The following is a 24,709-nucleotide window of genomic DNA, read 5'->3' as shown; positions in this document are numbered from 1 at the left end:
TTACGGCTGGCCGTCCCCGGGATTGCCCGGATTGCCCGATGCTCCCGGGGTCTCCGCTCGGAATTTTCCGGCCAGGCTCTCGAACACCTTGGTCAGCTCCAGTGGCAGCGGGAAGAAGATGCTGTTGGCGGTGCCGTTGGTCGACATGTCGGCCATGGTCTGCAGGTAGCGAAGCTGCAGCGCAGCAGGGCTCGCCTCCATTTTCTGCGCGGCCTGCACCAGCTTCTCGGCCGCCTGCAGTTCGCCCTCGGCGTGGATGACCTTGGCGCGGCGTTCGCGCTCGGCCTCCGCCTGGCGGGCGATCGCGCGGATCATCGAGTCGTCCAGATCGACATGCTTGATCTCGACATTGGTGACCTTGATGCCCCAGGCGTCGGTCTGCGAGTCGAGGATCACCTGAATGTCGTTGTTCAGCTTGTCACGCTCGGAGAGCATCTCGTCGAGGTCATGCTTGCCGAGGACCGAACGCAATGTGGTCTGCGCGAGCTGGCTGGTCGCGGCGTAGTAATCCTCCACCTGGATCACCGACTTGGCCGAATCCACCACGCGGAAGTACAGCACCGCGTTGACCCGCACCGTCACGTTGTCCTGCGAGATCACGTCCTGACTGGGCACATCGAGGGTAATGATGCGCAGGTCGATCCGCACGATCTGCTGGATACCCGGGATCACGATGATCAGGCCCGGACCCTTGACCGCCTGGAACCGGCCCAGGAAGAAGATGACGCCGCGCTCATACTCGCGCAGCACCTTGATCGACATCACGATGATGGCGATCAGGATGACTAGCGGAACGACAAAGAAACCGAGATCGTTCATGTCCTGCTCCTTCTACGTTGTGAGTACCGCATCGGCCGGTCAACCGGCCGATGCGGTGCCCGGGGTGTCCTCTTCGCTCGCGGGTTCGACCTGGAGCTTGAGACCGTCGATGGCGGTGACGCGCACCTTCTGTCCTTCGCGCACGGGTGCCGAGGTCTCGGCGTTCCACTGTTCGCTGTGGACCCAGACCCGGCCGCTTCGTTCAAAGTCCTCGCGCGCCTCGCCAACCATGCCGATCATCTCTTCATGGCCGGTCGCGGGCTTCTTGCCCCGCATGCTGAACAGACGCCCCAGCACCCAGACCGACAGGATGCCGATGGCGATGGCCGTCCCGATCACCAGTGGCAGCGCCACGTTCAGGTTGGGGTCGTCCCACAGAATGATCGAACCGGTAGTAAACGCCACGATTCCTCCTATGCCCAAGGCCCCGAAACTGGGCACAAAGGCCTCCGCGACCATAAAGATCATGCCCAGCAGCATCAGCGCCAGGCCCGCGTAGTTCACCGGCATCACCTGCAGCGCAAAGAACGCCAGGATCAGCGCGATCGAGCCGATCACGCCGGGATAGATTGCACCCGGGTTCGCCAGTTCGAAGATGATGCCGTAGATCCCCAGCAGCATCAGGATATAGGCAATGTTCGGATTGGTGATCACGGACAGCAACTGGGTGCGCCAGTCCGGATCCATGCGCACGATCTCCAGTCCCTCGGTGGAGAGCGTGCGCTCACCGTCGTGCATGCGCACGGTATGCCCGTCGATCTGGGCGAGCAGGTCGTCCAGGTTGTTCGCCACGAAATCGATGACGTTCTGTTCCAGTGCCGCGGTGGCGGTCAGGTTGGAGCCCTCGCGGACGGTCTCCTCGGCCCAGTCGGCGTTGCGGTCATAGCGCTCGGCCAGACCCCGGATGTAGGACACCGCGTCCTCCAGCACCTTGCGCCCCATCGCGTCGTCGCCGCGTCGTGGGGCCGGGTCATCGTCCAGCAATTCTTCCTCGCTGGCCGGCTCCACCTCGCCGTTGGCCGTTCCGTTGTCGTCCGCCCCCGCATCCGCATCATCATCGCGCGCGTCGCCATTGGCCTCGTCGGCGTCCCCGTCGTCACGGGCGTCTTCGGTCGGTTCCGGCGGATCCATGCCCGGGAGCCCACCGCCCCCCATCTGCACCGGCGTGGCCGAGCCCAGGTTGGTGGCCGGGGTCATGGCCGCGACATGCGACCCATAGAGCATGTAGGTGCCGGCACTGGCCGCGCGCGAGCCGGCCGGGTGGACATAGGTCACCACCGGCACGTCGGATTGCAGGATGTTCTTGATGATGCTGCGCATGCTGGAATCCAGCCCGCCGGGGGTATCCAGCATCAGGATCATGATCTCGGCGTCTTCCGCCTCGGCACGCTCGATGCCGCGGCGGATGTAATCGCCGGTGGCCGGGCCGATGGCGTCCTCCACGGTCAGCATCAGGCCGTGGCGATCACCCGTATCGGCCATGCTTGCCGCGACCAACCAGCCGGCGCCCAGCAGCAGGCAGGCCAGCCACAAAAGATGCCGCCAGGGGCGCCATCCGCCCTGTCCCGCGTTGCGCCCGAATGGAACCCGCATGGGCTTCCTCTCCCGTCAGGATGGATTCGTCGTACACTGCGTGCGCACACGCGATAGCCGACACCTCCACCACGATAAACCAAAGGCCGGACCGGCCACGATAAACCAAAGGCCGGACCGGCGCCGAACTCGCAGACCCGCATGGACTCGCAGGAAATACACACCCCGCCCGAGACCCTCACCGCCGTGATCCTGGCCGGCGGCCAGGGCCGGCGCATGGGCGGGCGCAACAAAGGCTGGGTCGAGTACCACGGACGCCCCTTGATCGAACACGCGATCGAGCGCCTGCATCCCCAGGCCGCACGGCTGGCCATCAGCAGCAATACCGATATCGACCGCTATCGAGCGCTGGGGTTTCCCTGCCTGCGTGATCTGCACCCCGATTACCGCGGCCCGTTGGCCGGGATCGCGGCAGCCTTCGCGGCCTTCCCTGGCCAGAACCTGCTGAGTGCCCCGGTGGACGCCCCGCATTGCCCGCGGGATCTCGGCCAACGCCTGCAACAGGCCCTGGAGCGAGAACACGCCCCGGCCGCGGTCGCCCACGACGGCGAACGCCTGCAGCCGTTGTTCGCGCTGCTGCGCCCGACACTGGCGCAGACCCTGCTGGACGACCTGGAGCGCGGGTCCCTGGCGGCGGGACGCTGGTTCCGCGACATGGGTGCAATCCCCGTCGATTTCTCCGATCAGCCGCAGGCGTTCGCCAACATCAACACACCGGACGACCTGGGGAGAGACTGATCATGATCGCTATACTTTCGACCGCGAACCGCCGTGCCCGGGAATGACGCCCATGACCGAACCGACCCGCCCCTCGACCCTGCCCCGCATCGCCTTCGCCGCCTGGAGCGGCAGCGGCAAGACCACGCTGCTCAAGGGCGTGATCCCGGCCCTGCGCGCCCGCGGCTTGCGCCCGGCGATGATCAAGCACGCCCACCACGAATTCGACGTCGACAAACCCGGCAAGGACAGCTTTGAACTGCGCCGTGCCGGGGCCGACCAGATGCTGGTCGCTTCCGGGCGGCGCTACGCCCTGATGGTCGAGACCCCGGAGACCGACGATGGCCGCGTGCCGGATCTGGACATGCTGTGCGCGCGGCTGGACCCACGGCGTTCCGATCTGATCCTGGTGGAGGGCTTCAAGCAGTGGGACCTGCCGAAGATCGAGGTGCACCGCCCGTCGGTGGGCAAGACGCCGTTGTATCGCGAGATCGAGGGCGTGATCGCGGTGGCCACCGACGCCCCGACCCTGGACTTCGACGGCCCACTGCTGCCGGTCAACGACCCGGACGCAGTGGCCGCCTTCATCATCGACTACCTGAATAGCCACCCCTGAAGCGGAGACACCCCATGCCCGAGGCTGCCCCCGGTTGCGACGAATTCGACCCCAACGCCAAGACCCTGGAACAGGCCCGTGCCGCGGTCCTGGAGGCCTGCCGGACGATCACCCAGAGCGAACAGGTCACGCTGGAAGACGCCCTCGGGCGCACGCTGGCCCAGCCGGTTCACGCACGCATCGACGTGCCACCGGCGGCGGTCTCGGCCATGGATGGCTACGCCCTGCGCGCCGCGGACGCAACGGACGGGGCCTGTCTTGCACTGGTGGGCACATCGGCGGCCGGGCATCCCTGGGATGGCGAGCTGCAGCCCGGCCAGTGCGTGCGCATCCTGACCGGCGCGGTCGTCCCGGCCGGGGCCGAACTGGTCATCATGCAGGAGCAGGTACAGCGGGACGATGAGTCCATCACCCTGCGAAACGGCGGCCTGACACCGGGCCACAACATCCGCGGACCGGGCAGTGACACCGCGGCCGGCAGCCCGCTATATGCGTCTGGACAGCGCATCGGCGCAGCCGAGGTCGGGGTTCTGGCCAGCCAGGGCATCGCCCGGGTCAGCGTGCTGCGCCGGCCGCGCGTGGCCTTCTTTTCGACCGGGGACGAACTGGTCCCCATCGATCAATCGCTGGGCCCGGGCCAGATCCACGACAGCAACCGCCACACCCTGCGCGCGCTGCTGAGCGCCTATCCGGTGGAGGTGCTGGACTACGGCGTGATCCGCGACACCGAGGCGGAGGTCTCCAGGGCCCTGACGCGGGCCGGTGCGGACGCGGACATGATCATCACCACCGGGGGCGTCTCGGTGGGCGATGCCGATCACGTGACCCGTGTGCTCCAGGCCTCGGGACAGGTCGGTTTCTGGAAGCTGGCGATCAAGCCCGGACGGCCTCTGGCATTCGGACAGTTCGGCCGCGCGCACTTCTTCGGCCTGCCCGGCAACCCGGTGGCGGTGATGACCACCTTCGCCCTGCTGGTGCGCCCGGCATTGCTGCAGCTGGCCGGGCGCGACGCGACCGAACCACAGACCGTGAACGCCCGCCTGCTGGAGGATCTGTCCAAGACCCCGGGCCGCAAGGACTTCCAGCGCGCGCTACTGGAGACTGACGACCGCGGCTGGGTGGTCCGGGCGGCGGGCGGCCAGGGCTCGCACCAGCTGCGCGCGATGAGCGAGGCCAACGCCTACGTGGTTTTGCCACGCGAGTCCACCGGGGCCCGGGCGGGGGACTGGGTGGAGGTCCTGCCGTTCCGGGAGATCTTCCCGGAGGTCTAACCGACCGGATCAGTGCGCCTCGATCAGCGCGGCAAATTCCCGCTCCAGCAGGGCCTCGTCACCGAGGTTGAGCTCGACCAGGCGGCGCAGATGCGAGGCGGACTCGAGCGGCATGGCCTCGATCTCCACGCCCAGCCACAGACCTTCGTGCCAGCACACGCGGCCCTCGACGGTGATGCGCGCCTCGCCGCTGAGCGGGATATCGACGCTGACCTCGTCGCCATCAGCCATGACCGGAAGATCCGCGCCCTCCAGCAGCAGGCCCTTGAGGGAGATATCCTCCACGCGAACCGCACAGTCCCCGCCGTCGGTGAGCAGGGTAGCCGGAAATTCCAGGGGGATACGTTGAAAGCGTCGCTCCATACGGCAAGACTACGCCCACTCCGCGCCTGCGGCCAAATCCAGAACCATCCGGGAACCCCATGACCGAAACCGCCGCCTCGTCCGTCGACGGCCAGCCGACCAGCCTGCTCCGCCGCCTGTCCGCGATCATCTACGACGCCTTGCTGCTGATCGCGATCTGGATGGTCCTTGGTCTTCTGGTGGTTGTCCTTGGTAACACCACCGGGCTGTACTCGCCGCGCGCGCACTTCGTGCTCAACCTGATCGTGGCCTGGGGCTTTTTCTACTGGTTCTGGACCCGCACCGGACAGACGCTTGGCATGCAGGCCTGGAACATCCAGCTGCGCACCGAGGGTGGCCATGCGGTCCATGCCTGGCAGGCGACCCTGCGCTACCTGGTCGCGGTCGCCCAGTGGCTGGTGATCCTGATGGCGATCTGGGCGGTGCGCGAGCACGGCGCCGTGGCGATCACCGTGGTCACGGCTGCGGCGCTGTTCGCGCTCGGCCTGTCGCAGTTCCACCCGCGCCGCTGGATGCTGCACGACTGGCTCTCCAGCACCGAGTTGGTACGCATCCAGGGCCTGGCCAAGCCCCGCTGGAAACAGAACCGCAAGAGCTGACGCTCCTCGGATTCAACCACGAATGATGCAATCACGAAGCGCACGAAGAAGGGAGGGAATTTTGGTTGGGAGCGACTGCGGGGCGCGATAGCGCTGACCGCAAACAACCAGGGGCGTCCGAAAACTAAAGGCAGGGAATACCACCTTGCCATTGTGAGACGGGTACCGGTGCAGCGCCGTAGGATGTGTTGAGCCCTGCGAAACGCATCGGGGCCGTCCGATCCGCGGGATCGATGCGTTTCGCAGAGCTCAACACATCCTACCCCTCTGAAAGCCTTTCGATTTTCTCCGTATCCTCTGTGGTGAAAATTCCCTTGACCTGGCCTCCCTTCGTGTCTTCGTGGTGATCAAGACTCAGGGGGCGAGCCAGAGGCCGAGGTCGTCCAGGGCCTCGGCGATCTCGGAGGCGATGCGACGGTAGCCGCGGGCATTGGGGTGCACGGGGTCGGCGCGCAGCTGGCGCTCGGACAATACCCCGGAGAGCACACCATCGATCAGGGCCACCTGTTCCTCGCGCGCCAGCTCGCGGTAGATCGGGTCGTCCCGCAGGCGGCCGGTCGCGGCACCCAGGGCCGAGGCCCGCGGCACCCCCAGCAATAATGGCTGGGCCCCGTGTTCATGCACCGTTGCCACCAGGGCGCGCAAATCCTCCTTTACCGCGGCGGGATCGCGCTGGCGCAGGAAGTCGTTGCCGCCCAGCCAGATCAGCACCAGGTCCGGCTGGTGCTCGCGCAGGCTGGGCTCCAGGCGCCCGCGGGCGCTGCTGGCGAGGTCGCCCGGCACCCCGTCGTTGATGAGGGTCCAACCGGTGATCGTCGCCAGTCGCGCCGGATAGCCCTCGCCCGAGCCCGCCCCGGTCCCGTGGGTCACGCTGTCGCCGAAGGCGAGCACCGTGGCCTGGCGCGGGAGGGGATCGAAGTCATCCGGGCCGGCACCTCCGCAGGCCCCCAACAGCGCCGCCAGCACGATCAGGAACGCCGCACGCATCCAGCCCCTCATGTCTGGCGCCCCATGCGTTGCAGCGCCACCAGCGCGAGGATCAGGAACAGCACCACCGGCAGGCTCGCCGCGACCACCGGCGGCAGGTTGTAGACCAGCCCCAGATGGGTCATCGCGCGCATCACGATGGCGAACGACACACCGATGGCGATGCCGATGAACAGCCGCCGGCCGGCACCGCCCTCGCGCTGCGAACCGAACAGGAACGGGATCGCCAGCAGCAGCATCACGAAGGTGCTGGCCGGCAGGGTCAGTCGCTGCCAGAACGCAACCTCGTAGGGGGCCGAGTCCAGTCGGTTCTCCTGCAGGTAATCGATATAGCGCGCCAGGTTCTGCGCCGCCATCTGGCTCGGCTCGACCACCAGCACGTCGAAGTACTCCGGCGCGATCAGGCGCTCGATGGTCTCCTCCTCCAGGCGTTCGGCCTCGACGCGATCCAGCGACAACCGCGAACGCTCCACGCCCTGCAGCCGCCAGGCCCCGTCCTCGTACTGCGCGCTCTGGGCACGCGTGATCTCGCGCGGCTCGCGGTTCGCATCCACCTCGATGATGCGCACGCCGATCAGGCGATTGCCCGGCAGCACCGCATCCGCCTGCACCATGCGCTGGCCATCGCGCGCCCACAGGCCGATCGGGCTCACGCTCAGTTGCTCGTCGAAGGCGCTGGCCTTCAGGTTCTGCGCGCGGCTCTCGGCGGCCGGGGCGAAGAATTCGCCGACCACCACCATCACCACCACGACCACCAGCCCGGCCTGCATGACCCAACCGATGAAGCGCCCAAGCGTCATCCCGGCGGCCCGCATCGCGGTCAGCTCGCTGTTGGCGGCCAGGTTGCCCAGCCACAGCAGGCCGCCGAGCAGCGCCGCCGGAGGCAGCATGTCGTACATCCGCCGCGGCAGGGTCAGCGCCACATACAGCAGCGCCTCGGTCAGGCCATAGTTGCCACGCCCGGTGTCGCGCAGCTCGTCAATCAGCGCGAAGACCGCATCCAGCGCCACCAGCAGGACCACGGCCAGCGCGGTCCCGATCAGGACCTGACGCATGATGTAGCGACCCAGCACGGTCGTCACGAAGCCACCTCGTCACGCTCGACGCGGCGAGGGCCGCCGCCCGCTCCCCGGCCAAGGCCCAGCATGCCCTTGCGCCAGGCCAGCCACAGCCAGAGAACCAGCATCAGGCCGTGCGTCCACCAAAGCCCCAGGGCCAGTGGCGTGCGGCCGTCCGCCAGCTGCCCCTGCCCCAGGATCAGGAAGTTCGCGTACAGCACGTAGATGCCGATCGCGGCCGGGATGCGGGCGTAGCGCCCGGAGCGCGGCGGCACCTGGGCCAGTGGCAGCGCGATCAGCGTGAGCACGAGGATGGACAGTGGCATCGCAATGCGCCATTCGAGCTCCGCACGGTGTTCCGGCCGATCACGCTCCGCCCACAGTTGGAGCGTCGACATCGCGTTCAGCGAGCGCCGCCCGGGCCCGGCATCCGGTTCGGTGATCTGGGTTCGCAGTCGCTCGAACTCGAGCATGCGGAAGCTGCCCTCGCCCGGCACGCCGACATGGCGATAGCCGTTCTCGAGGATCAGGAAGCCACTGCCCTCGGCCCCCGGATCGGGGATCGCCCGCTCGGCTACGGTCACCTGCGCCTCGCCGTCGACCTCGCGGTAGATGAACACCTCCAGCAGGGCCTCGCGGTCCTCGCTCAAGCGCTCGGCGAAGAAGACCTGCTCGCCAACCCGCGAGCGCAGGAAGCGCCCGGGCGTGATGCCGACCAGGTCGGAGCGTGTCTCGGCGAGGTCGCGCAACTGATCGATCTGGGCCTCGGTGCGTGGCACCACCAGCGTCATCAGCACCAGCAACAGCAGCGTGGCGGGCGCAGCCACCCAGAACAGCGCGCGATAAAACGCGGCGAAGGACATGCCGCTGGCCTGCAGCGCCACCAGCTCGCTGTCGCGCTGCAACCGGCCCAGCACCAGCATGAAGGCCAGAAACAGCGCCACCGGCCACAGGAAGACAATGCCCTTGAACGCGCCGAAGGCGACCATGCCCGGCAGGAAATCCACGGGGATACTGCCCTCGGCGACATCGCGCAGCACCCGCCCCAACACGCCGCCGATGATCACCAGCAACAGCACGACGGTGACCGCGGTCTGCGTGACCAGCAGTTCGCGGGCGATAAAACGTTCGGCGCGGCGCAGGATCATGCGCGCATTACCCCGCGGCCCGCGCGGCGCGTGGTCGGGCGCCGCTTGGCGCTGGTACCATGATCGAACTCATTTTCGGGAGGCATTCATGCAATTCTCCGTCACCACCTCGACCCTCGACAAACCCCGCGCCGGCATCCGCGCCGCCGGGATCGTCCACAAACGCAAGCCGGCCGCGGGCGCCACCGCCCTGGATGCCGCGCGCAACGGCGAGATCACCGCCCTGCTGAAGGCCGGCGAGATGGACGGCGAGGCCGGCAGCCAACTGCTGCTGCCCGGCGGTGGGGGCCCGGGCAATCAAGGGAAGGGTAGCGCACTCCTGATCGGCCTGGGTGCGAAGAAGGACTTCGACGCCCGCGCCGCGCGCAAGGCGGCGCAGACACTGGCGGCCGCCCTGGTCGGACGCCCCGCCACCAGCGCGGTGATCGCGGTGGCGGACTTCCAGCCGCGCGGCAAGGACATCGCCTGGACGGTGCACACCCTGGTCGCGGCGATCGCGGACGCCGCCTACCGCTTCACCCCGTTCAAGGGCAAGGAGAAGACCCCGCCGGTGAAGCTGGAGAAGATCCAGCTCAGCGTGGAGCGCGACGAGGCCGAGACTGCGAAAAAGGCCTGCAGCGAGGCCGCGGCGATCGCCACCGGCGTCAATCGTGCCAAGGACCTGGGCAACACCCCGCCGAATGTCTGCTACCCGGAGAGCCTGGCCGACACCGCCCGCGAACTGGCCAAACAGCACAAGAAGCTGAAGGCCACGGTGCTCGACGAGAAGGACCTGGAGAAGCTCGGCGCCGGCGCGATCCTGGCCGTGGGCAAGGGCTCCGAACGCCCGCCGCGACTGATCGCGATGGAGTACTCCGGTGGCAACAAGGGTGACGCCCCGGTGGTGCTGGTGGGCAAGGGCATCACCTTCGACACCGGCGGCATCTCGCTCAAGCCCGGCGCCGAGATGGACGAGATGAAGTACGACATGTGCGGCGCGGCCAGCGTGTTTGGCGTGATCGAGGCTTGCTGCGAACTGGGCCTGCCGATCAACGTGGTCGGTGTGGTCACCAGCGCCGAGAACATGCCCGACGGCCGCGCGACGCGCCCGGGCGACATCATCACCACCCTGTCCGGACAGACAGTGGAGATCCTGAACACCGACGCCGAGGGCCGCCTGGTCCTGGCCGACGCGCTGACCTGGGTCGAGCGCTACAAGCCGAAGGCGGTGATCGACATCGCCACCCTGACCGGCGCCTGCATCATCGCACTGGGCAACCAGGCCGCGGCCGTGCTCGGCAACAACGAGCGCCTGGCCAAGGGCCTGCTGGCTGCTGGCGAAGAAAGCGGGGATCGCGCCTGGCAGCTCCCGCTGTGGCCGGAATACCAGGAACAGCTGAAGAGCAATTTCGCCGACATGGCCAACATCGGCGGGCGCCCGGCCGGCACCATCACCGCCGCCTGCTTCCTGTCGCGCTATACCGAGGACTACACCTGGGCGCACCTCGACATCGCCGGCGTGGCCTGGAAGAGCGGCAAGGAAAAGGGCGCGACCGGGCGGCCGGTGCCGATGCTGATGCGCTACCTGCTCGACCAGGCCTGATCCGGGGCTTGCGGGCATGACCCACGTCAGCTTCTACCTGCTCAAGGACCCGGCCCCGGAGGCACGCCTGCGCTTCGTCTGTCGGCTGGCGAAGAAGGCCAGCGGCCAGGGTCACCGCGTGCATATCCATACCGGCTCACCGGAACTGACGCGCACCCTGGATGAATGGCTGTGGACCTTCGAGGACACCGCCTTCGTCCCGCACAGCACCGATGTGCGCGACACGGACGTCGCGGTTTCCCTGCACGAGGCCCATGCCCCGCCGGATCGCTGCGACGTATTGATCAACCTCGCCCCCGAGGTCCCGGAGTACTGCGGGCGCTTCGAGCGGGTCGCCGACATCGTCGGTGGCGACGAGACGGGTCGCGAGGCGGGCCGTGGCCGCTACCGCTTCTTCAAGGAGCGCGGCTACCCGCTGGAGCACCACGACATCCAGTAAGGGGCTTCGGAGACGCCGATCAGACGCGCGGTGGCGGCTCGGGGATCTCGCGCAGCCAGGCCTCCAGCTCGAACAGCGGCAACCCGACCACATTGGTGTAGGAGCCCTCGATCCACTCGACGAAGGCCGCGCCGCGGCCCTGGATGGCGTAGGCGCCGGCCTTGCCGCGCGGTTCGCCGGTCGCCCAGTAGGCCTCGATGTCGGCCATGCTCAGTTCGCGCATGCGCACCCGGGTCGTTACGTGGCATGCGCGCATGGCCTCGCCGGGGCGCCACAGGGCCATGCCGGAGACGACCCGGTGCTCGCCGCCGGACAGACGCCGGAGCATGGCCGCGGCCGCGGCGAAATCCGCCGGCTTGCCCAGCGCGTCGCCGCCGGCCGCCACCACGGTGTCCGCCGCCAGCACCCATTGCCCCGGCGCCAGGCGCTCACGCGCAGCCTCCGCCTTGGCGACGGCCAGGCGCTCGACCAAGGCCTCCGGCGGCTCGCCCGGCTGCGCGGTCTCGTCCACGTCCATTGGGGCCACCTCGAAGGCGAGCTGGATCTGCTCCAGCAGTTCCCGCCGGCGCGGCGAGGCGGAGGCGAGCAGGAGCGGCGGGCCCGTCGAGCTCATGGGGGATCAGGCCCGATGGTAGGGGTGGTTGTTGAGCAACGACCAGGCGCGGTAGAGCTGCTCGGCGACCAGTACGCGCACCAGCATGTGCGGGAAGGTCAGCGGCGACAACGACCAGGCCCACTCGGCGCGGGCACGCACGGCCTCATCCAGCCCGGCGGCGCCCCCGATCACCAGCGCAACGTCACGCCCATCGGTCTGCCAACCTTCCAGGCGCTTCGCCACGCCCCTGGTGTCGACGGCCTTGCCGCGCTCGTCCAGCAGGATCACGCGGGCACCCTCGGGGATCGCCTTCAACAGGATCTCGCCCTCGCGGCGCAGGAGCGTGGTGGTATCCATGGACTTCGCGCCGGAAGGCCCCGGAAGGGCCTGCAGGTTCAGCTCCAGCTCACGCGGCAGGCGCCCGGCGTATTCGGCGAAGCCATCCGCCACCCAGTCGGGCATGCGCTTGCCTATCGCGATCAGGTCCAGGCGCATCGGGCGAAGCCTCGCTCGGCGTTCAGCGCCGCAGGCGCCGGACCCGCTCCAGGCTGGGGTCCTCGGGGGCGGCCTTTTCGGTGTCCGCGGCCTCCTCCGCCATCCAGAGCTTCTCCAGATTGTAGAAGTCGCGGGTCTCCGGGAGCATCACGTGGACGATTACATCGTTCAGGTCCACCAGCACCCACTCCTGGCTCTCCTGACCCTCGACCCCCAGCGGCGGGATGCCGGCCTGCTTGGCCTCGGCCGCCACCGACTCGGCGGTGGACTGCACGTGACGCCCGGAGGTCCCGGAGGCGATCACCATGAAATCCGTCAGCGTGGTCTTGCCGCGCACGTCGATGGTGCGGATGTTCTGTGCCTTCATGTCGTCCAGAGCGGTGGTCACCAGCTCCAGGAGTTGTTCGCTGTTCATTGTGTCGGTCATGTCCCGTGATTGCGGTTCGACCCGGCCCGGTACAGACCGTGGTCCTGGATGTAACGATTGACGGACCCGGGGAGCAGGAAGCGCGGGCTGCGCCCGGCCTGCAGCTCGTCCCGGATCGCGGTGGCGGAGATATCAAGTTGGGTGACCGGCTGGAAGTAGACCAGCCCCCCGGGAGCCTTGCGCAACGCCGCCGGGTCGTACGTCGCGGCGTTCCCCAGCCAGCCCCCCAGGTCATGGGAGGCCGGGCTGCCGGGGCGGTGCGAGACCACGATATGCGCCAGCTCGAAGATCTGCTGCCAGCGGTTCCACGATGGCAGCCCGGCGAAGGCATCCATACCCATGATCAGTACCAGCGGCGCGTCCGGCCCCAGCTCCTCGCGGAAGCTGAGCAGGGTATCCACGGTGTAGGACGGCCCCTGACGATCCAGCTCACGGCGGTCGGCGACAAATCCCGGTACATCCGCGATGGCCTGCTCCACCATCGCCAGGCGGTCGTCGCTGCCGGTTCCGGGGCTCGCGCGATGCGGCGGCACGTGGCAGGGAATGAAATGCACGCGCTCCAGCCCCAGGTGCTGCTGGATCTCCAGCGCCGGGCGCAGGTGGCCGAAGTGGATCGGATCGAAGGTACCGCCGAGGATCCCGATCACGCCGGGAGGGCCTCAGCCACGTACATGGCCGTCGCCGAACACCACGTACTTGAGCGTGGTCAGCCCGTGCAGGCCCACCGGGCCACGGGCATGCAGCTTGTCGGTAGAGATACCGATCTCCGCACCCAGGCCGTACTCGAAACCGTCGGCAAAGCGGGTGGAGGCATTCACCATCACCGAGCTGGAGTCCACCGCGCGCAGGAAGCGCCGGGCGCGGGTGTAGTCCTCGGTCACGATGCTGTCGGTGTGGTGCGAGCCATAGGTATTGATGTGGTCGATCGCCATGTCCAGGTCGTCGACCACGCGGATCGCGAGGATCGGCCCCAGGTATTCGGCCACCCAGTCGTCCTCGGTGGCCTCGGCGATGTTTGCCCCGGTGTCGGCCCCGCTGCTGGCCAGGATCGCACGGGTGCGCGCGCAGCCGCGCAGGCTCACCTGGTGCTCGCCCAGGGCCGCGGCCAGGCGCGGCAGGAAGGCCTCGGCCAGGTCCGCGTGCACCAGCAGCGTCTCCATGGTGTTGCAGGTCCCGTAGCGCTGGGTCTTCGCGTTCACCGCGACGGCCAGGGCCTTGTCGGCATCCGCACCGCCATCCACGTACACGTGGCACACACCATCCAGGTGCTTGATCACCGGGATCTGCGACTCGTTGCTGACGCGCTCGATCAGGCCCTTGCCCCCGCGCGGGACGATCACGTCCACGTACTGCGGCATGCGCAACAGCGCGCCGACCGCCGCGCGATCGGTGGTCGGCACCACCTGCACCGCCTCGCGCGGCAGGCCCGCCTGCTCCAACCCAGCCTGGATGATTGCGGCCAGGGCCTGATTGGAATGCAGCGACTCGGAGCCGCCACGCAGGATCGCGGCGTTGCCCGACTTCAGGCACAGCGCCGCGGCGTCGATGGTCACGTTCGGGCGCGATTCGTAGATGATGCCGATCACGCCCAGCGGCACGCGCATCTGACCCACCTGGATGCCGCTGGGCTGGTAGGCCATGTCGGAGATCGTGCCCACCGGGTCCGGCAGCCCGGCTACCTGGCGGCAGCCCTCGATCATGGTATCGATGCGCGCATCGGTCAGCGCCAGGCGATCCAGCATCGCGGCATCCAGGCCGCGCTCGCGGGCGGCCTCCAGATCGCGGCTGTTGGCCTCATTCAGCTCGGCGCGGCGCGCGGCGATGCCCTCGGCGATCGCGTGCAGAGCGGCGTTCTTCGCCCCCGGCTCAGCCTCGGCCATGCGCCGCGAGGCGACGCGCGCGGCTCGTCCCAGGGCTTCGACCTGGGCGACCACGTCGCTGGTGGCGTCGGATTCAGTGGGGTTCACGGCAGCGTTCATGCAGTCAGACTCGTTGGGGATTCAGTGCGGGGTCGGGCCGGGTCAGCGGCCGCCCCGCCATCCGGGCCACCAAGTCTAGCAACCCCTGCCGGGCGTTGCCGTTTTCCTGACCCTTGATGACCCGATCCACGCGCGCGGCCTCCCCCAGCAGGCCCCGCGCCGCGGTCAGATCCAGGCGCGACATCGCCTGGCGCAGGGCCTTCTGGCCGTCGCCGAAGCTACCCTGGAAGGCCTCGCGGTCGGGCGCGCCGGACGCCTTGCGCTCCATCGCCTGCACCAGCAGCCGGCACTCGCGCGCCAGCGCCCACAAGATCAGCGGCTCCGCCTGCCCCTCGTCCAGCAAGCCCTCCAGCATGCGCAGGGCGTGGCGGACATCACCGCGCAGCGCGGTCGGGGCCAGGGCAAACAGCTCGAAGCGCGCAGAGTCCGTGGTGGCCTCCGCCAGCGCAGTCTCGTCGATCTCGGTCACGCCGGCCAGCGCCAGCTTCTCGATCTCCTGGCGTGCGGCCAGCAGGTTGCCCTCGATCCGGGAGACCAGCAGCGCCAACGCCGGATCGGTGATGCGCAGGCCATTCCTCTGTAGGCGCGCACGGATCCAGCCGCCCAGCTGGGCCGGCGGGACCGGGCGCGCGTGGATCACCACCGCGCGACTCTCCAGGGCCTTGAACCAGGCGGCACGGCGCATGTCGCGATCCGGCCGCGGCAATTGCAGCAGCAGCACCAGATCGTCCTGCGGGTCGCCGGCGTAGGCCTTCAGGTGGTCGCCACCGGTCTTGCCCGGCTTGCCGGTCGCCAGACGTACATCCAGCACCGCGCGCTCGGCGAACAGCGAACGATCACGAATTGCGGCCTCGAACGGGCCCCAGTCCGATTGCGCGGTCAGATCCAGCACCGTACGTTCCAGGAATCCCTGCTCGCGAGCGGCGGTGCGGATCGCGTCGGCCGCCTCGATCGCCTGCAGCGGCTCCTCGGCCAGCAGCAGGTAGATCGGCGCGAGCCCGCGCGCCAGATCCTGCTCCAGGCGGGCGATATCCAGCGCCATTAGGGGGCCGGGTCCCCCGCGGGGTCGCGCAGGCTACCGTCCGGCTCGATCAGCGCAGCGATCCGGCGCTGCAGCTGGCTGACGATGTCGCGGTCCATCGCCGCGCGCAGAGTGGCCTCGCGCTCGCCCCGGCTGAGTACCGCGGTCCCGTCGAACAGGTAGATGCGCGAGGCGCGCAGCGGCCCCAGATCCACCGCGTCGCCGTCCAACGGGCGCAGGCGGGCGTCGACGGTACGCACCAATTCGTATTCGGACACCCGCGCGGCCTCGGTCACCGACAGGGTGCGGCGCTGATCGTTGACCGAACGGATCTCCAGGATCGCGCCCTGGCCTTCCGGGCGCTGGCGCACGACGTCCACGCCCGAGGAGCCCAGGGTCACGGCCAGTTCGCGGTACAGCGAGTCGCGCGCGTTGATGCCGGTGATCTGAACCGGGTTCAGGGCTTCCGGCCACTCGCCACTGCCGCGCAGCTGAAATCCGCAGGCGGCCAGCGCGGCCGCCAGCACCAGGACCAGCCCCGCGCGCAGCAGGGCGGTCATTGCGGCTTCACCACGAAGTTGACCAGACGGCCTGGCACCACGATCACCTTGATCACGTCCTGCCCCTCGATATGGCGCTGGACGTTCTCGTCGTTGCGCGCGACCGTCTCGATCGCGGCCTTGTCGGCCCCGGACGGGACTGCGATCTCCGCACGGCGCTTGCCGTTCACCTGCACCGCCAGGATCTCCTGCGCGGCCTGGCGCGCGGCCTCGTCGACCTGCGGCCAGTGCGTACCCGCCACCAGCTCGTTGTGCCCCAGGGCACGCCACAGCGTCTCGGTCACGTGCGGGATGATCGGCGCCAGCATGCGCACGATGCCCTCCAGCGCCTCCTGGCGCACGGCGCCCGCGCCGGCGGCATCCTTCGGGAACTTGCCGAGGTCGTTCAGCAGTTCCATGTTCGCGGCCACCGCGGTGTTGAAGGTCTGGCGCCGGCCGATGTCGTCGGTGACCTTGGCGATGGTGTCGTGCAGCTTGCGCCGCAGCTCGCGCCCGACATCGTCCAGCGCATCAACCTCCAGCGTACCCGGCGCCTCGCCGCCCACGTGCTCGTGCACTGCGCGCCACAGGCGCTTGATGAAGCGATGCGCGCCCTCCACGCCGGAGTCGGACCACTCCAGCGACAGGTCCGGAGGGGCCGCGAACATGGTGAACAGCCGCGCGGTATCCGCGCCGAAGCGCTCGATCAGGGCCTGCGGGTCCACGCCGTTGTTCTTCGACTTGGACATCTTCTCCATGCCGCCGACCACGACCGGCTGACCGTCCTCGCGGTGACGGGCGGCCTTCACCGAGCCGTCCTCGGCGCGCTCCAGCTCGACCTCGGCCGGATTGATCCAGTCCTTCCCGCCATCACTGCGCTCGCGGTAGAAGGTCGGCGCGATCACCATGCCCTGCGTCAGCAGCCGGGTGAACGGCTCGTCCGAGGCCAGCAGGCCCTCGTCACGCAGCAGCTTGTGGAAGAAGCGCGCATACAACAGATGCAGCACCGCGTGCTCGATGCCGCCGACGTACTGATCCACCGGCAGCCAGTGATCGGCGCGCGCATCCAGCATGGCCGTGTCGTTGTCGGCGCAGGCGTAGCGGGCGAAGTACCAGCTGGATTCGAAGAAGGTGTCGAAGGTGTCGGTCTCGCGCCGAGCCGGCTTGCCGCATTCCGGGCACGGGGTCTCGAAGAACTCCGGCATGCGCGCCAGCGGCGAGCCGGCGCCGTCCGGGATCACGTCCTCGGGCAGGCGCACCGGCAGATCGGTCTCCGGCACCGGCACCGCACCACAGGCGTCGCAGTGGATCACCGGGATCGGGCAGCCCCAGTAGCGCTGGCGCGAGATGCCCCAGTCGCGCAGGCGGTAGTTGCGCCGGCGCCGGCCGATGCCGGTCTGCTCCAGGTGCTCGGCGATCGCGGCCTTGGCCGCCTCCGATGCCTGCCCGTCGAAATCACCGGAGTTCACCAGCACGCCGGCGTCGGTGAACGCGGCCTGTTGCACGTCGACGTCTGCGCCGTCGGCCGGGGCAATCACCGGGCGGATCGGCAAGTCGTATTTCGTGGCGAACTCGTGGTCGCGCTCGTCGTGTGCCGGAACGGCCATCACCGCGCCGGTGCCGTATTCCATCAGCACGAAGTTGGCGACCCAGACCGGGACATCCTCGCCGGTCAGCGGATGGCGGGCGGTGAAGCCCAGCGAGCGGCCCTTCTTCTCCATGGTCGCCAGATCCGCCTCGGCCACCCCGCCCTGCGCGCAGTCCGCAACGAACGCGGCCAGTTCGGCATCCTGCCCGGCCAGCGCCTGCACCCGCGGGTGCTCCGGCGCCAGCGCCATATAGGAGACGCCGAACAGGGTGTCCGGGCGCGTGGTGTAGACGGTCAGCGGATCGCCGCCGTCCACCGCGAATTCCAGCTCCACGCCCTCGGAGCGCCCGATCCAGTTGCGCTGCATGGTGCGCACCTGATCCGGCCAGCCGTCCAGGTTATCCAGCGCCTCCAGCAGCTCGTCGGCGTAATCGGTGATGCGCAGGAACCACTGCGGCATCTCGCGGCGCTCGACGACCGCGCCGGAGCGCCAGCCACGGCCCTCGATCACCTGCTCGTTGGCGAGCACGGTCTGGTCCACCGGATCCCAGTTCACGGTCGCCTTCTTGCGATAGACCAGGCCCTTCTTCAGCAGGCGCACGAACAGCCACTGTTCCCAGCGGTAGTAGTCGGCGTCGCAGGTGGCGAACTCGCGCGACCAGTCGTAGGCGAAGCCCAGGCGCTTGAGCTGGGTGCGCATCTGTTCGATGTTCTGACGCGTCCAGGCCGCCGGCGGGACGCTGTTTTGCATCGCCGCGTTCTCGGCCGGCAGGCCGAAGGCGTCCCAGCCCATCGGCTGCAGCACGCTCCGCCCCTGCATGCGCTGGAAGCGCGCGATCACGTCGCCGATGGTGTAGTTGCGCACATGCCCCATGTGCAGCTTGCCCGAGGGATACGGGAACATGGACAGGCAGTAGAACGGCTCGCCGGCGGCACCCTCGCGCGCGCGGAAGCAGTCGGACTCCTCCCACTGACGCTGCACCTGCGCCTCGATCATCTCCGGGGAATACTGCTCCTGCATGTGACTCACCTGCCCTGTGTGTTCGCGTGAAACAAAGAACTGCGCAGAATACCAGCCGCCCCCACCCCCTCCAAGCGGCTGGGGAACGGCCTTTCGCCCCCCGCCACACGTCTTCGATGTGATATCCGTCACGCAACTCCGGGAACAGTCCCCCTACCTGACTGCCACAAGACCTACATTCACAGGAAGCGGCTGGCAAAACGTTCCCAGGAGGCAGGACATGAGTGAAGAGAAAGACGTGGTCCCCATGGTGCAGCGCGCCTATCCCGAGGACTTGGGGGAAACGGTCCCCGAACACACGCCGGAGACGGATTCCCCGGCCATCCGCGAAGTCGCGCCGGAAGACCTGGGCACTTGGCTCGGCAAGGGCTGGCGAGACCTCTGGCAAATGCCGGTGGCCCTGGTGCACGGCCTGGTGATTACTCTGGCGGCACTGATCCTGCTGGGCCTGTCCTGGAATCAGCCGTGGATGGCCTTCTCGCTTCTGGCGGGCATCCTGCTCCTCGGACCCGTACTCGCCGTGGGCGTGAACTACCTGGCCCTGCAGAAAGAGCGCGGCGAGCCGGGCGGTTCCGGTCTCGGCTGGCTGGGGCCGATGGGTGGCTCGATCTGGGCCTTTGCCGCGCTGCTGGCCATCCTGTTTGTGATCTGGGCCAGCTTTGTATGGATGTGGGTCGCGGTGCTCAATGTCGGCGAAATCGGGGTCATGGGGCAGTTCCATCACCTCTTGGGCGCGATGCTCAGCAGCGGCGCCGGCATCATCTCACTAGTCGGGGTGGTAGTGGCCGCCATCGTGTTCGGCCTGGCGGTATTCGCCCTCAGCCTGGTCACGATCCCGGCCCTGCTCGACCACCGGGTGCGCCACGATGCCCCACAAAAAAGCCTCGTCGAGTCAATCGGGCTCAGCCTGAAGGCCTTCAGCCACAACCCGGGTACGCTGATCCTGTGGGGCCTTGTCATCACCGCGTTGTTCATGGTCTCGGTGGCAACCGCGCTGCTGGCCCTGATCGTGATCTTCCCCTGGCTGGGCTTTTCCATGTGGCACGCCTACCGGGATCTGGTCGACGTCCGTTAATCCCCATCGACGCCCGCGCGATTAGCCCGATCCCGCGTCAGGCCAATGCCAGTCCGCCTCGCGTTCAATCCCGGGTCGGCGGGCGGAAGCCGGGGCACCGATTAATACCCCTCAGGCATCCTCCCCGGAGGCCCGTCCGGCGCGGCGTCCGCATCGTCATCGCTTGAACCACGCCGGTGGCTCAAGCGCGCAAACGCCGCCAGGCGATCGGCAACCGCCCGGTTGAAGCTGCCCGCAGGGAACTCCCCCCGCGCGTCGCGTTCGCCCGCGGTCATCCCGGTCAGGAGCTCGATGGCCTCGTCCACCGTGGCTACGGGGTAGACATGGAATCGCCCCTCCGCGATCGCCTCCCGGACGTCGTGGCGGAGCATCAGGTGCTCGACATTACTCCCCGGCAACAGCACGCCGTGACCGTCCAGTTCGCCGGCCTCGCAACAGACGTCGAAGAAGCCCTCGATCTTCTCGTTGACCCCACCCACGGCCTGGACCTCGCCATGCTGGTTGAGCGAGCCGGTGACCGCCAGCGACTGGCGCAACGGGATCCGCGCGATCGCCGACAACAACGCGCAGGTCTCGGCCACCGAGGCGGAATCCCCCTCGATGTCGCCATACGACTGTTCGAAGGCCAGGCTGGCGGACAGCGAGAGCTCGCTGTCCTCCGCATAGTGGCTGGCGATGAACCGGGACAGGATCATCACCGCCTTGCTGTGCACCGGACCACCCAGCTTCGCCTCGCGTTCGATATCGACCACCTGGCCCTTGCCCGAGCGCGCGGTCGCGGTGATCCGGATCGGCCGTCCGAACATCGCGTCGCCCAGCTGCAGCACCGACAGGCCGTTGACCTGGGCAATCTGCGCCCCGCTGGTGGCGATCAGCACCACCCCGCGACGGATCTGCTCCAGGCTGCGACGTTGTAGCCGCGTACCGCGCTCCTGGCGTTCCCGGATGGCCTGTTCGACATGCCCGGCGCCCACGACGTCCGCGCCGGCCTCCGCGGCCCAGTGATCGGCCTCCAGCAGCAGGTCGCGCAGGGTGCGATCGTGGGCCGAGAGCTTGCACTGGTCGCCGGCCAGGCGGCTGGCATGCTCGATCACGCGCGCCACCGCCTCGCGGTTCAGCGGCCGCAGTTCGGCACGGCGCGCCATGGTGGCCAGCATGCGCGCATACAGCACATGGCTGGCGTCGCCGCGGTCCAGGTCGTCCTCGAAGTCGGCCTCGACCTTGAACAACTCGAGGAAGTCCGGATCGAACGCGGACAGCAGGTAGTACAACAGGCGATCACCGATCAGCACCACCTTCGGCGTGACCGGGATGGGTTCCGGCTCCAGCCCCACCGTACTCACCAGCCCGAACAGGCGCTCCAGGGACTCGATGCGGATCTCGCCGGAGAACAGCACCCGCTTGAGGCTCTCCCACGCCAGCGGCTGCATCAGCACGCGCCGGGCATCCACGATCAGGTAGCCGCCACTGGCCCGGTGCAGGGCCCCGGCGCGCACCAGCGAGAAATCGGTAAACAGGGCCCCCTCGTGTACCTGGTGCTCGATCAGGCCGGTCAGGTGCTGATGATTCGGCAGGTCCTCGTAGAGCACCGGGGCGCCGCGCGTATCCGCGTGATCCACCAGCAGGTTGATGCGAAACCGCTCCAGCAGTCCCTCGGGCGGGGCATGGGCACGGCCGCCGCGAAACGCCTCCGCGTGCGTAACTGCCTCGTCCAGGATCGCCTCCAGATGCGCGACCACCGCCGGAAGGTGCGACCATTTCTCCTTCAGCTCGTGGATCGGGCCGCCCAGGGTCCCTTGCAGCATCTCCGCGTTCAGGGCCCGGGTCTTCTCCTGCAGCTCCTTGCGCAGGCGGGGGACCTGGTGCAAGGCCTGACGCAGCTTTTCCTGCAGCTCCTCGACCTTCTCGTCGATGCGGCCGCGTTCCTCCTCGGACAGTGCGTCGTATTCCTCCGGCTTGAGGATCTCCCCGTCGCGCATCGGCGCGAACGAGAAGGTATTCGGCGCGCTGATCAGGGCAATGTCGTGCGCCTCGGCCTCTTCCTGCACCTTGCGCGCGCCCTCGGTCTGGTCCTCTTCGGACGCGTCCTTCAGCTCCTGCAGGCGCCGCTGGTATTCCTCGCTCTCGAACGCGGCCGGGATGCTGGCATGCAGGTCTTCGATCAGCCGGTCCAGATCCGCCTGCAGGGCCCGGCCCTCACCGGCCGCCAGCCGAATGGCCCGCGGACACTCCGGCTGGTCAAAGTTGAACACGTAACACCAGTCCGGCGGCGCGGACTCGGCGGCTGCGCGCCGCTCCAGAAAGCGCTGCACCAGATCGTGTCGCCCGCTGCCCGCCGGCCCCAGCACGAACAGGTTGAAGCCATTGCCGTGCATCGACGCACCGAATTCCAGCGCGCGCAGCAGGCGTTCCTGACCACAGGGCAACTCGAGCGCCTCCAGCGTCTCGGTGGTCTCGAAATCCAGATGCTCCGGCGGGCACCGCTGGTAGACCTGCTCCGCGGTCAGGGATGCGGGTCGCGTCATGTCCGTCTCCACTGTTGTCAGCCCCTACCATGCGGGAGATGCGGCTCGATGTGCACCCCCTGATTGCCGGTAACCAGCGAAACCCGCTCACGTGACGCTGGCGCCCCCCGGCCATCGTGCTACCTTGGGCGCATTAGCATCCGAAACGTCCCCGAACGGGACCACACAGTCACCTATCGATCAGCGAGGAACAGCGCATGAGCGACAAACCCAGGGATACGGCCCCGGAACACGACCAGGAACGCGAACACCGGTTGAGCGATGCCTATCACCGCATGCTGAACGAGGTCACCGAGGACCTCGAAAAGGTGGAGGACAAGACCAGCAAGGCGATCACCGCGGCGCTGGAGAACGCCCGCGATCGCGTGCAGAAGGCCAGCGACCTGACCCGCGAAGAGGCCCACGAGGTGATGGACTACCTGCGCCGCGATCTGCAGGATCTGGGCGCCTACCTCGACAGCCGCAGCTCCGACTGGCGTGGCTGGCTACAGATCGACCTGGGCCTGATCGAGGCCAGCATCAAGAGTGCGCTGGAGCGCATCGCCGACCGCACCCGCGTCGAGATCACCGAGCTGACCGCGCGCGCCCAGGTGATGGGCGAATGGCACACCGGCGAGATCACCGGCCCGGGCGAGCTGCTCTGCAAGGAATGCGGCCATCCCGTGCACATGACGAAGGTCGGCCGCATCCCGCCATGCTCGAACTGCCACAACACCACCTTCCGTCGCGGTCCCGGCGGTACCGAGGCGGAATAACCCGTCAGCGCCGGCGGCGACGGCCGACCGCGGCACCGGCGACGACCAGCACCAGCGCGGCCAGCACGGCCGGCCCTGCCCCGGTGGCGGTCGTCGGCGTCACGCCGTGGCGAGGCTGCAGCGTGCCCGTGACCACCTCGCGGGTGAAGATCCCCGAACGCTCGAGTATCCGGCCATCGGCATCAATCAGGGCCGAGATGCCGGTATTGGTTGCCCGGATCATCGGGCGCCCGGTCTCCAGCGCCCGTACCCGGGCAATCTGCAGATGCTGGGCCGGGGCGAGGCTGTCGCCGAACCAGGCGTCGTTGGAGACGTTCACCAGAAACCCGGCCTCTGGCAGCGCGGCGCGGATATGGCGCGAATATGCCGCTTCGTAGCAGATGCTGACCCCGGCCGTCTGGCCGGCCACTTGCATGCGCCCGTCGCCCTTGCCCCGGGAGAGGTCGGACATCGGGATCGCCAGCAACCGGTCCAGCCAGTCGAGCTGACCGCGTAGCGGGATGTATTCGCCGAAGGGCACCAGCTGGCGCTTGTTGTAGCCCGCCCCGGTGGTCACGTTGACCACCGAGTTGTACACATGGCGTCCGGCCGACGCATGGTCGAAGACTCCGGTCAGCAGTTCGCTGTCATTCTCCGCCAGCGACTGGGCGAGCTGCCCAAGTGGGTGCTGGACCTCGACATAGAACGCCGGGATCGCGGTCTCCGGCCAGACCACCAGGTCCACATCACCCGCCTCGCGGGTCAGTTCCTCGTAGACCCCCAGCGAATACTCGATGCCATCGGCATCCCACTTGCGCGCCTGATCGATGTTGCCCTGCACCATGGCCACCGAGATCGCCTCGCCGCCCGGCTCCACCCAGCGCGCGAGCCCCAGCGACAACGAGGCGATCACCAGTGCCCCCACCAGGCCCGCGCCCAGCCAGCGCTGCTGGGTCAGGAACACCATGACCAGCGCCACGGCCAACAGGGCCACCACCAGCCCCGCCCCCAGCTCGCCGACCAGTGGCAGCCAGGGCTGCAGCGGCGTGTCCAGCACGGTGTGGCCGAACAGCAGCCAGGGAAAGCCGGAGAACAGCCAGGAGCGCGCCAGCTCCATCAGCACCAGGCCCCCGGCCAGCGCCAGCAACCCGGCCGGACGCCCCAGAGGCAGGAAGCGCGCCGCCAACCCGGCCAGTAGCGCCGGATAGCCCGCCAGGGCCAGCACGAACAGCACGGTAATCAGCGAGGCGACAACCAACGGGGCCTGCCCGAACACCAGCAGGCTGTTGAAGATCCAGGTCACCCCGACCCCGAAGAACCCGATACCGAACGCATAGCCCGTCCAGGCGGCACGGCGCGGTCGGGCACCAGGCAACAGGGCGAACCACACGGCCAGGGCCAACGGGGCGGCCAGGAACCAGCCAACCGGGGCAAAGGCCAGGGTTGCGCCCGCCCCGGCCAGCAGGGCAACGAGCCCGGAGGCCCAGGGCGGCAGACGTTCGACGAGGGTTCGCATGC

General features: G+C 68.4%; 24 protein-coding genes. 8 read left to right on the top strand and 16 right to left on the bottom strand.

Annotated features, from left to right (window positions below):
* Both D578_RS0113715 and D578_RS0113710 read right to left on the bottom strand, forming a co-directional pair.
* Positions 1-819 carry a slipin family protein gene (locus D578_RS0113715; RefSeq protein ID WP_018950503.1) on the bottom strand — a complete coding sequence of 273 codons (819 nt, stop codon included), beginning with the start codon at positions 817-819 and terminating at the stop codon, positions 1-3.
* A gap of 39 nt (positions 820-858) precedes the next feature.
* Positions 859-2,412 carry a nodulation protein NfeD gene (locus D578_RS0113710; RefSeq protein WP_026289360.1) on the bottom strand — a complete coding sequence of 518 codons (1,554 nt, stop codon included), beginning with the start codon at positions 2,410-2,412 and terminating at the stop codon, positions 859-861.
* Between the two features lie 141 nt (positions 2,413-2,553).
* Between D578_RS0113710 and mobA the strand changes: the two genes are divergently transcribed.
* Genes mobA through glp form a run of 3 tightly spaced genes read left to right on the top strand, consistent with a single transcriptional unit; the run spans position 2,554 to position 5,016 of the window.
* Complete coding sequence (mobA, locus tag D578_RS0113705) at positions 2,554-3,150, top strand: molybdenum cofactor guanylyltransferase MobA (RefSeq protein WP_018950501.1); 597 nt, start codon at positions 2,554-2,556, stop codon at positions 3,148-3,150.
* Between the two features lie 52 nt (positions 3,151-3,202).
* Positions 3,203-3,745, top strand: a complete 543-nt coding sequence (mobB, locus tag D578_RS0113700) for a molybdopterin-guanine dinucleotide biosynthesis protein B (RefSeq protein WP_018950500.1) — start codon at positions 3,203-3,205, stop codon at positions 3,743-3,745.
* 14 nt (positions 3,746-3,759) lie between these two features.
* On the top strand, positions 3,760-5,016 hold the full coding sequence (gene glp / locus D578_RS0113695; protein ID WP_018950499.1) for a gephyrin-like molybdotransferase Glp: 1,257 nt from the start codon (positions 3,760-3,762) through the stop codon (positions 5,014-5,016).
* A 9-nt stretch (positions 5,017-5,025) separates the two neighbouring features.
* Here glp and D578_RS0113690 read toward each other — a convergent pair whose 3' ends face one another.
* Positions 5,026-5,379: a PilZ domain-containing protein gene (locus tag D578_RS0113690; RefSeq protein WP_018950498.1), complete on the bottom strand. Its 354-nt coding sequence runs from the start codon at positions 5,377-5,379 to the stop codon at positions 5,026-5,028.
* Positions 5,380-5,438: 59 nt separating this feature from the next.
* On the opposite strand from D578_RS0113690, the gene D578_RS0113685 reads away from it, so the two are divergent.
* Entirely contained in the window at positions 5,439-5,978 is a 540-nt protein-coding gene (locus D578_RS0113685) for an RDD family protein (protein WP_018950497.1), read from the top strand.
* Between the two features lie 354 nt (positions 5,979-6,332).
* Here the strand turns inward: D578_RS0113685 and D578_RS0113680 are convergent, their stop codons facing one another.
* The 3 genes from D578_RS0113680 to lptF are packed head-to-tail and all read right to left on the bottom strand — an operon-like array spanning position 6,333 to position 9,171.
* The gene (locus tag D578_RS0113680; RefSeq protein WP_026289358.1) at positions 6,333-6,977 is read right to left on the bottom strand and encodes a GDSL-type esterase/lipase family protein; all 645 of its coding nucleotides are present in this window, start codon (positions 6,975-6,977) and stop codon (positions 6,333-6,335) included.
* Positions 6,974-8,047 carry an LPS export ABC transporter permease LptG gene (gene lptG / locus D578_RS0113675; protein WP_018950495.1) on the bottom strand — a complete coding sequence of 358 codons (1,074 nt, stop codon included), beginning with the start codon at positions 8,045-8,047 and terminating at the stop codon, positions 6,974-6,976. The genes D578_RS0113680 and lptG overlap by 4 nt, the downstream gene beginning before the upstream one ends.
* A complete protein-coding gene (lptF, locus tag D578_RS0113670; RefSeq protein WP_018950494.1) occupies positions 8,044-9,171 on the bottom strand; it encodes an LPS export ABC transporter permease LptF in 1,128 nt (375 codons plus the stop codon). Before lptF ends, lptG begins: the two co-directional genes overlap by 4 nt.
* A gap of 88 nt (positions 9,172-9,259) precedes the next feature.
* Between lptF and D578_RS0113665 the strand changes: the two genes are divergently transcribed.
* Together D578_RS0113665 and D578_RS0113660 are read left to right on the top strand one after the other, a co-directional pair.
* Entirely contained in the window at positions 9,260-10,753 is a 1,494-nt protein-coding gene (locus D578_RS0113665) for a leucyl aminopeptidase (protein WP_018950493.1), read from the top strand.
* Positions 10,754-10,769: 16 nt separating this feature from the next.
* Positions 10,770-11,192, top strand: a complete 423-nt coding sequence (locus D578_RS0113660) for a DNA polymerase III subunit chi (RefSeq protein WP_018950492.1) — start codon at positions 10,770-10,772, stop codon at positions 11,190-11,192.
* A gap of 19 nt (positions 11,193-11,211) precedes the next feature.
* On the opposite strand, the gene D578_RS0113655 is transcribed toward D578_RS0113660, so the two are convergent.
* From D578_RS0113655 to leuS, 8 genes are read right to left on the bottom strand one after another with little or no spacing between them, the layout of a single operon-like run.
* Positions 11,212-11,805, bottom strand: coding sequence for a nucleoside triphosphate pyrophosphatase (locus D578_RS0113655; protein WP_018950491.1), 594 nt, complete (start codon positions 11,803-11,805; stop codon positions 11,212-11,214).
* A 6-nt stretch (positions 11,806-11,811) separates the two neighbouring features.
* Positions 11,812-12,282: a 23S rRNA (pseudouridine(1915)-N(3))-methyltransferase RlmH gene (gene rlmH, locus D578_RS0113650; protein WP_018168189.1), complete on the bottom strand. Its 471-nt coding sequence runs from the start codon at positions 12,280-12,282 to the stop codon at positions 11,812-11,814.
* 22 nt (positions 12,283-12,304) lie between these two features.
* On the bottom strand, positions 12,305-12,697 hold the full coding sequence (gene rsfS / locus D578_RS0113645) for a ribosome silencing factor (protein ID WP_018950490.1): 393 nt from the start codon (positions 12,695-12,697) through the stop codon (positions 12,305-12,307).
* A gap of 8 nt (positions 12,698-12,705) precedes the next feature.
* Positions 12,706-13,356 carry a nicotinate-nucleotide adenylyltransferase gene (nadD, locus tag D578_RS0113640; RefSeq protein ID WP_018950489.1) on the bottom strand — a complete coding sequence of 217 codons (651 nt, stop codon included), beginning with the start codon at positions 13,354-13,356 and terminating at the stop codon, positions 12,706-12,708.
* Positions 13,357-13,368: 12 nt separating this feature from the next.
* Complete coding sequence (locus D578_RS0113635; protein WP_018950488.1) at positions 13,369-14,688, bottom strand: glutamate-5-semialdehyde dehydrogenase; 1,320 nt, start codon at positions 14,686-14,688, stop codon at positions 13,369-13,371.
* Between the two features lie 4 nt (positions 14,689-14,692).
* Complete coding sequence (holA, locus tag D578_RS0113630; RefSeq protein ID WP_018950487.1) at positions 14,693-15,730, bottom strand: DNA polymerase III subunit delta; 1,038 nt, start codon at positions 15,728-15,730, stop codon at positions 14,693-14,695.
* Positions 15,730-16,269, bottom strand: coding sequence for an LPS assembly lipoprotein LptE (gene lptE / locus D578_RS0113625; protein WP_018950486.1), 540 nt, complete (start codon positions 16,267-16,269; stop codon positions 15,730-15,732). The genes holA and lptE overlap by 1 nt, the downstream gene beginning before the upstream one ends.
* Positions 16,266-18,857 (bottom strand): leucine--tRNA ligase, encoded by a 2,592-nt coding sequence (gene leuS, locus D578_RS0113620; protein ID WP_018950485.1) that lies wholly within the window; start codon positions 18,855-18,857, stop codon positions 16,266-16,268. The genes lptE and leuS overlap by 4 nt, the downstream gene beginning before the upstream one ends.
* A gap of 220 nt (positions 18,858-19,077) precedes the next feature.
* Between leuS and D578_RS0113615 the strand changes: the two genes are divergently transcribed.
* The gene (locus D578_RS0113615; RefSeq protein WP_018950484.1) at positions 19,078-19,932 is read left to right on the top strand and encodes a DUF2189 domain-containing protein; all 855 of its coding nucleotides are present in this window, start codon (positions 19,078-19,080) and stop codon (positions 19,930-19,932) included.
* Between the two features lie 101 nt (positions 19,933-20,033).
* On the opposite strand, the gene D578_RS0113610 is transcribed toward D578_RS0113615, so the two are convergent.
* Positions 20,034-22,457 (bottom strand): Lon protease family protein, encoded by a 2,424-nt coding sequence (locus tag D578_RS0113610; protein WP_018950483.1) that lies wholly within the window; start codon positions 22,455-22,457, stop codon positions 20,034-20,036.
* A gap of 197 nt (positions 22,458-22,654) precedes the next feature.
* Here D578_RS0113610 and D578_RS0113605 point away from each other — a divergent pair, with 197 nt between their 5' ends.
* On the top strand, positions 22,655-23,212 hold the full coding sequence (locus D578_RS0113605; RefSeq protein WP_018950482.1) for a zinc ribbon-containing protein: 558 nt from the start codon (positions 22,655-22,657) through the stop codon (positions 23,210-23,212).
* A gap of 4 nt (positions 23,213-23,216) precedes the next feature.
* Here D578_RS0113605 and lnt read toward each other — a convergent pair whose 3' ends face one another.
* On the bottom strand, positions 23,217-24,707 hold the full coding sequence (lnt, locus tag D578_RS0113600; RefSeq protein ID WP_018950481.1) for an apolipoprotein N-acyltransferase: 1,491 nt from the start codon (positions 24,705-24,707) through the stop codon (positions 23,217-23,219).
* Between the last annotated feature and the right edge of the window lie 2 nt (positions 24,708-24,709).

The sequence above is a fragment of the Thioalkalivibrio sp. ALMg11 genome, assembly GCF_000377905.1.
Classification (GTDB): domain Bacteria; phylum Pseudomonadota; class Gammaproteobacteria; order Ectothiorhodospirales; family Ectothiorhodospiraceae; genus Thioalkalivibrio.
This window is presented reverse-complemented; position numbering and strand designations above follow the sequence as displayed.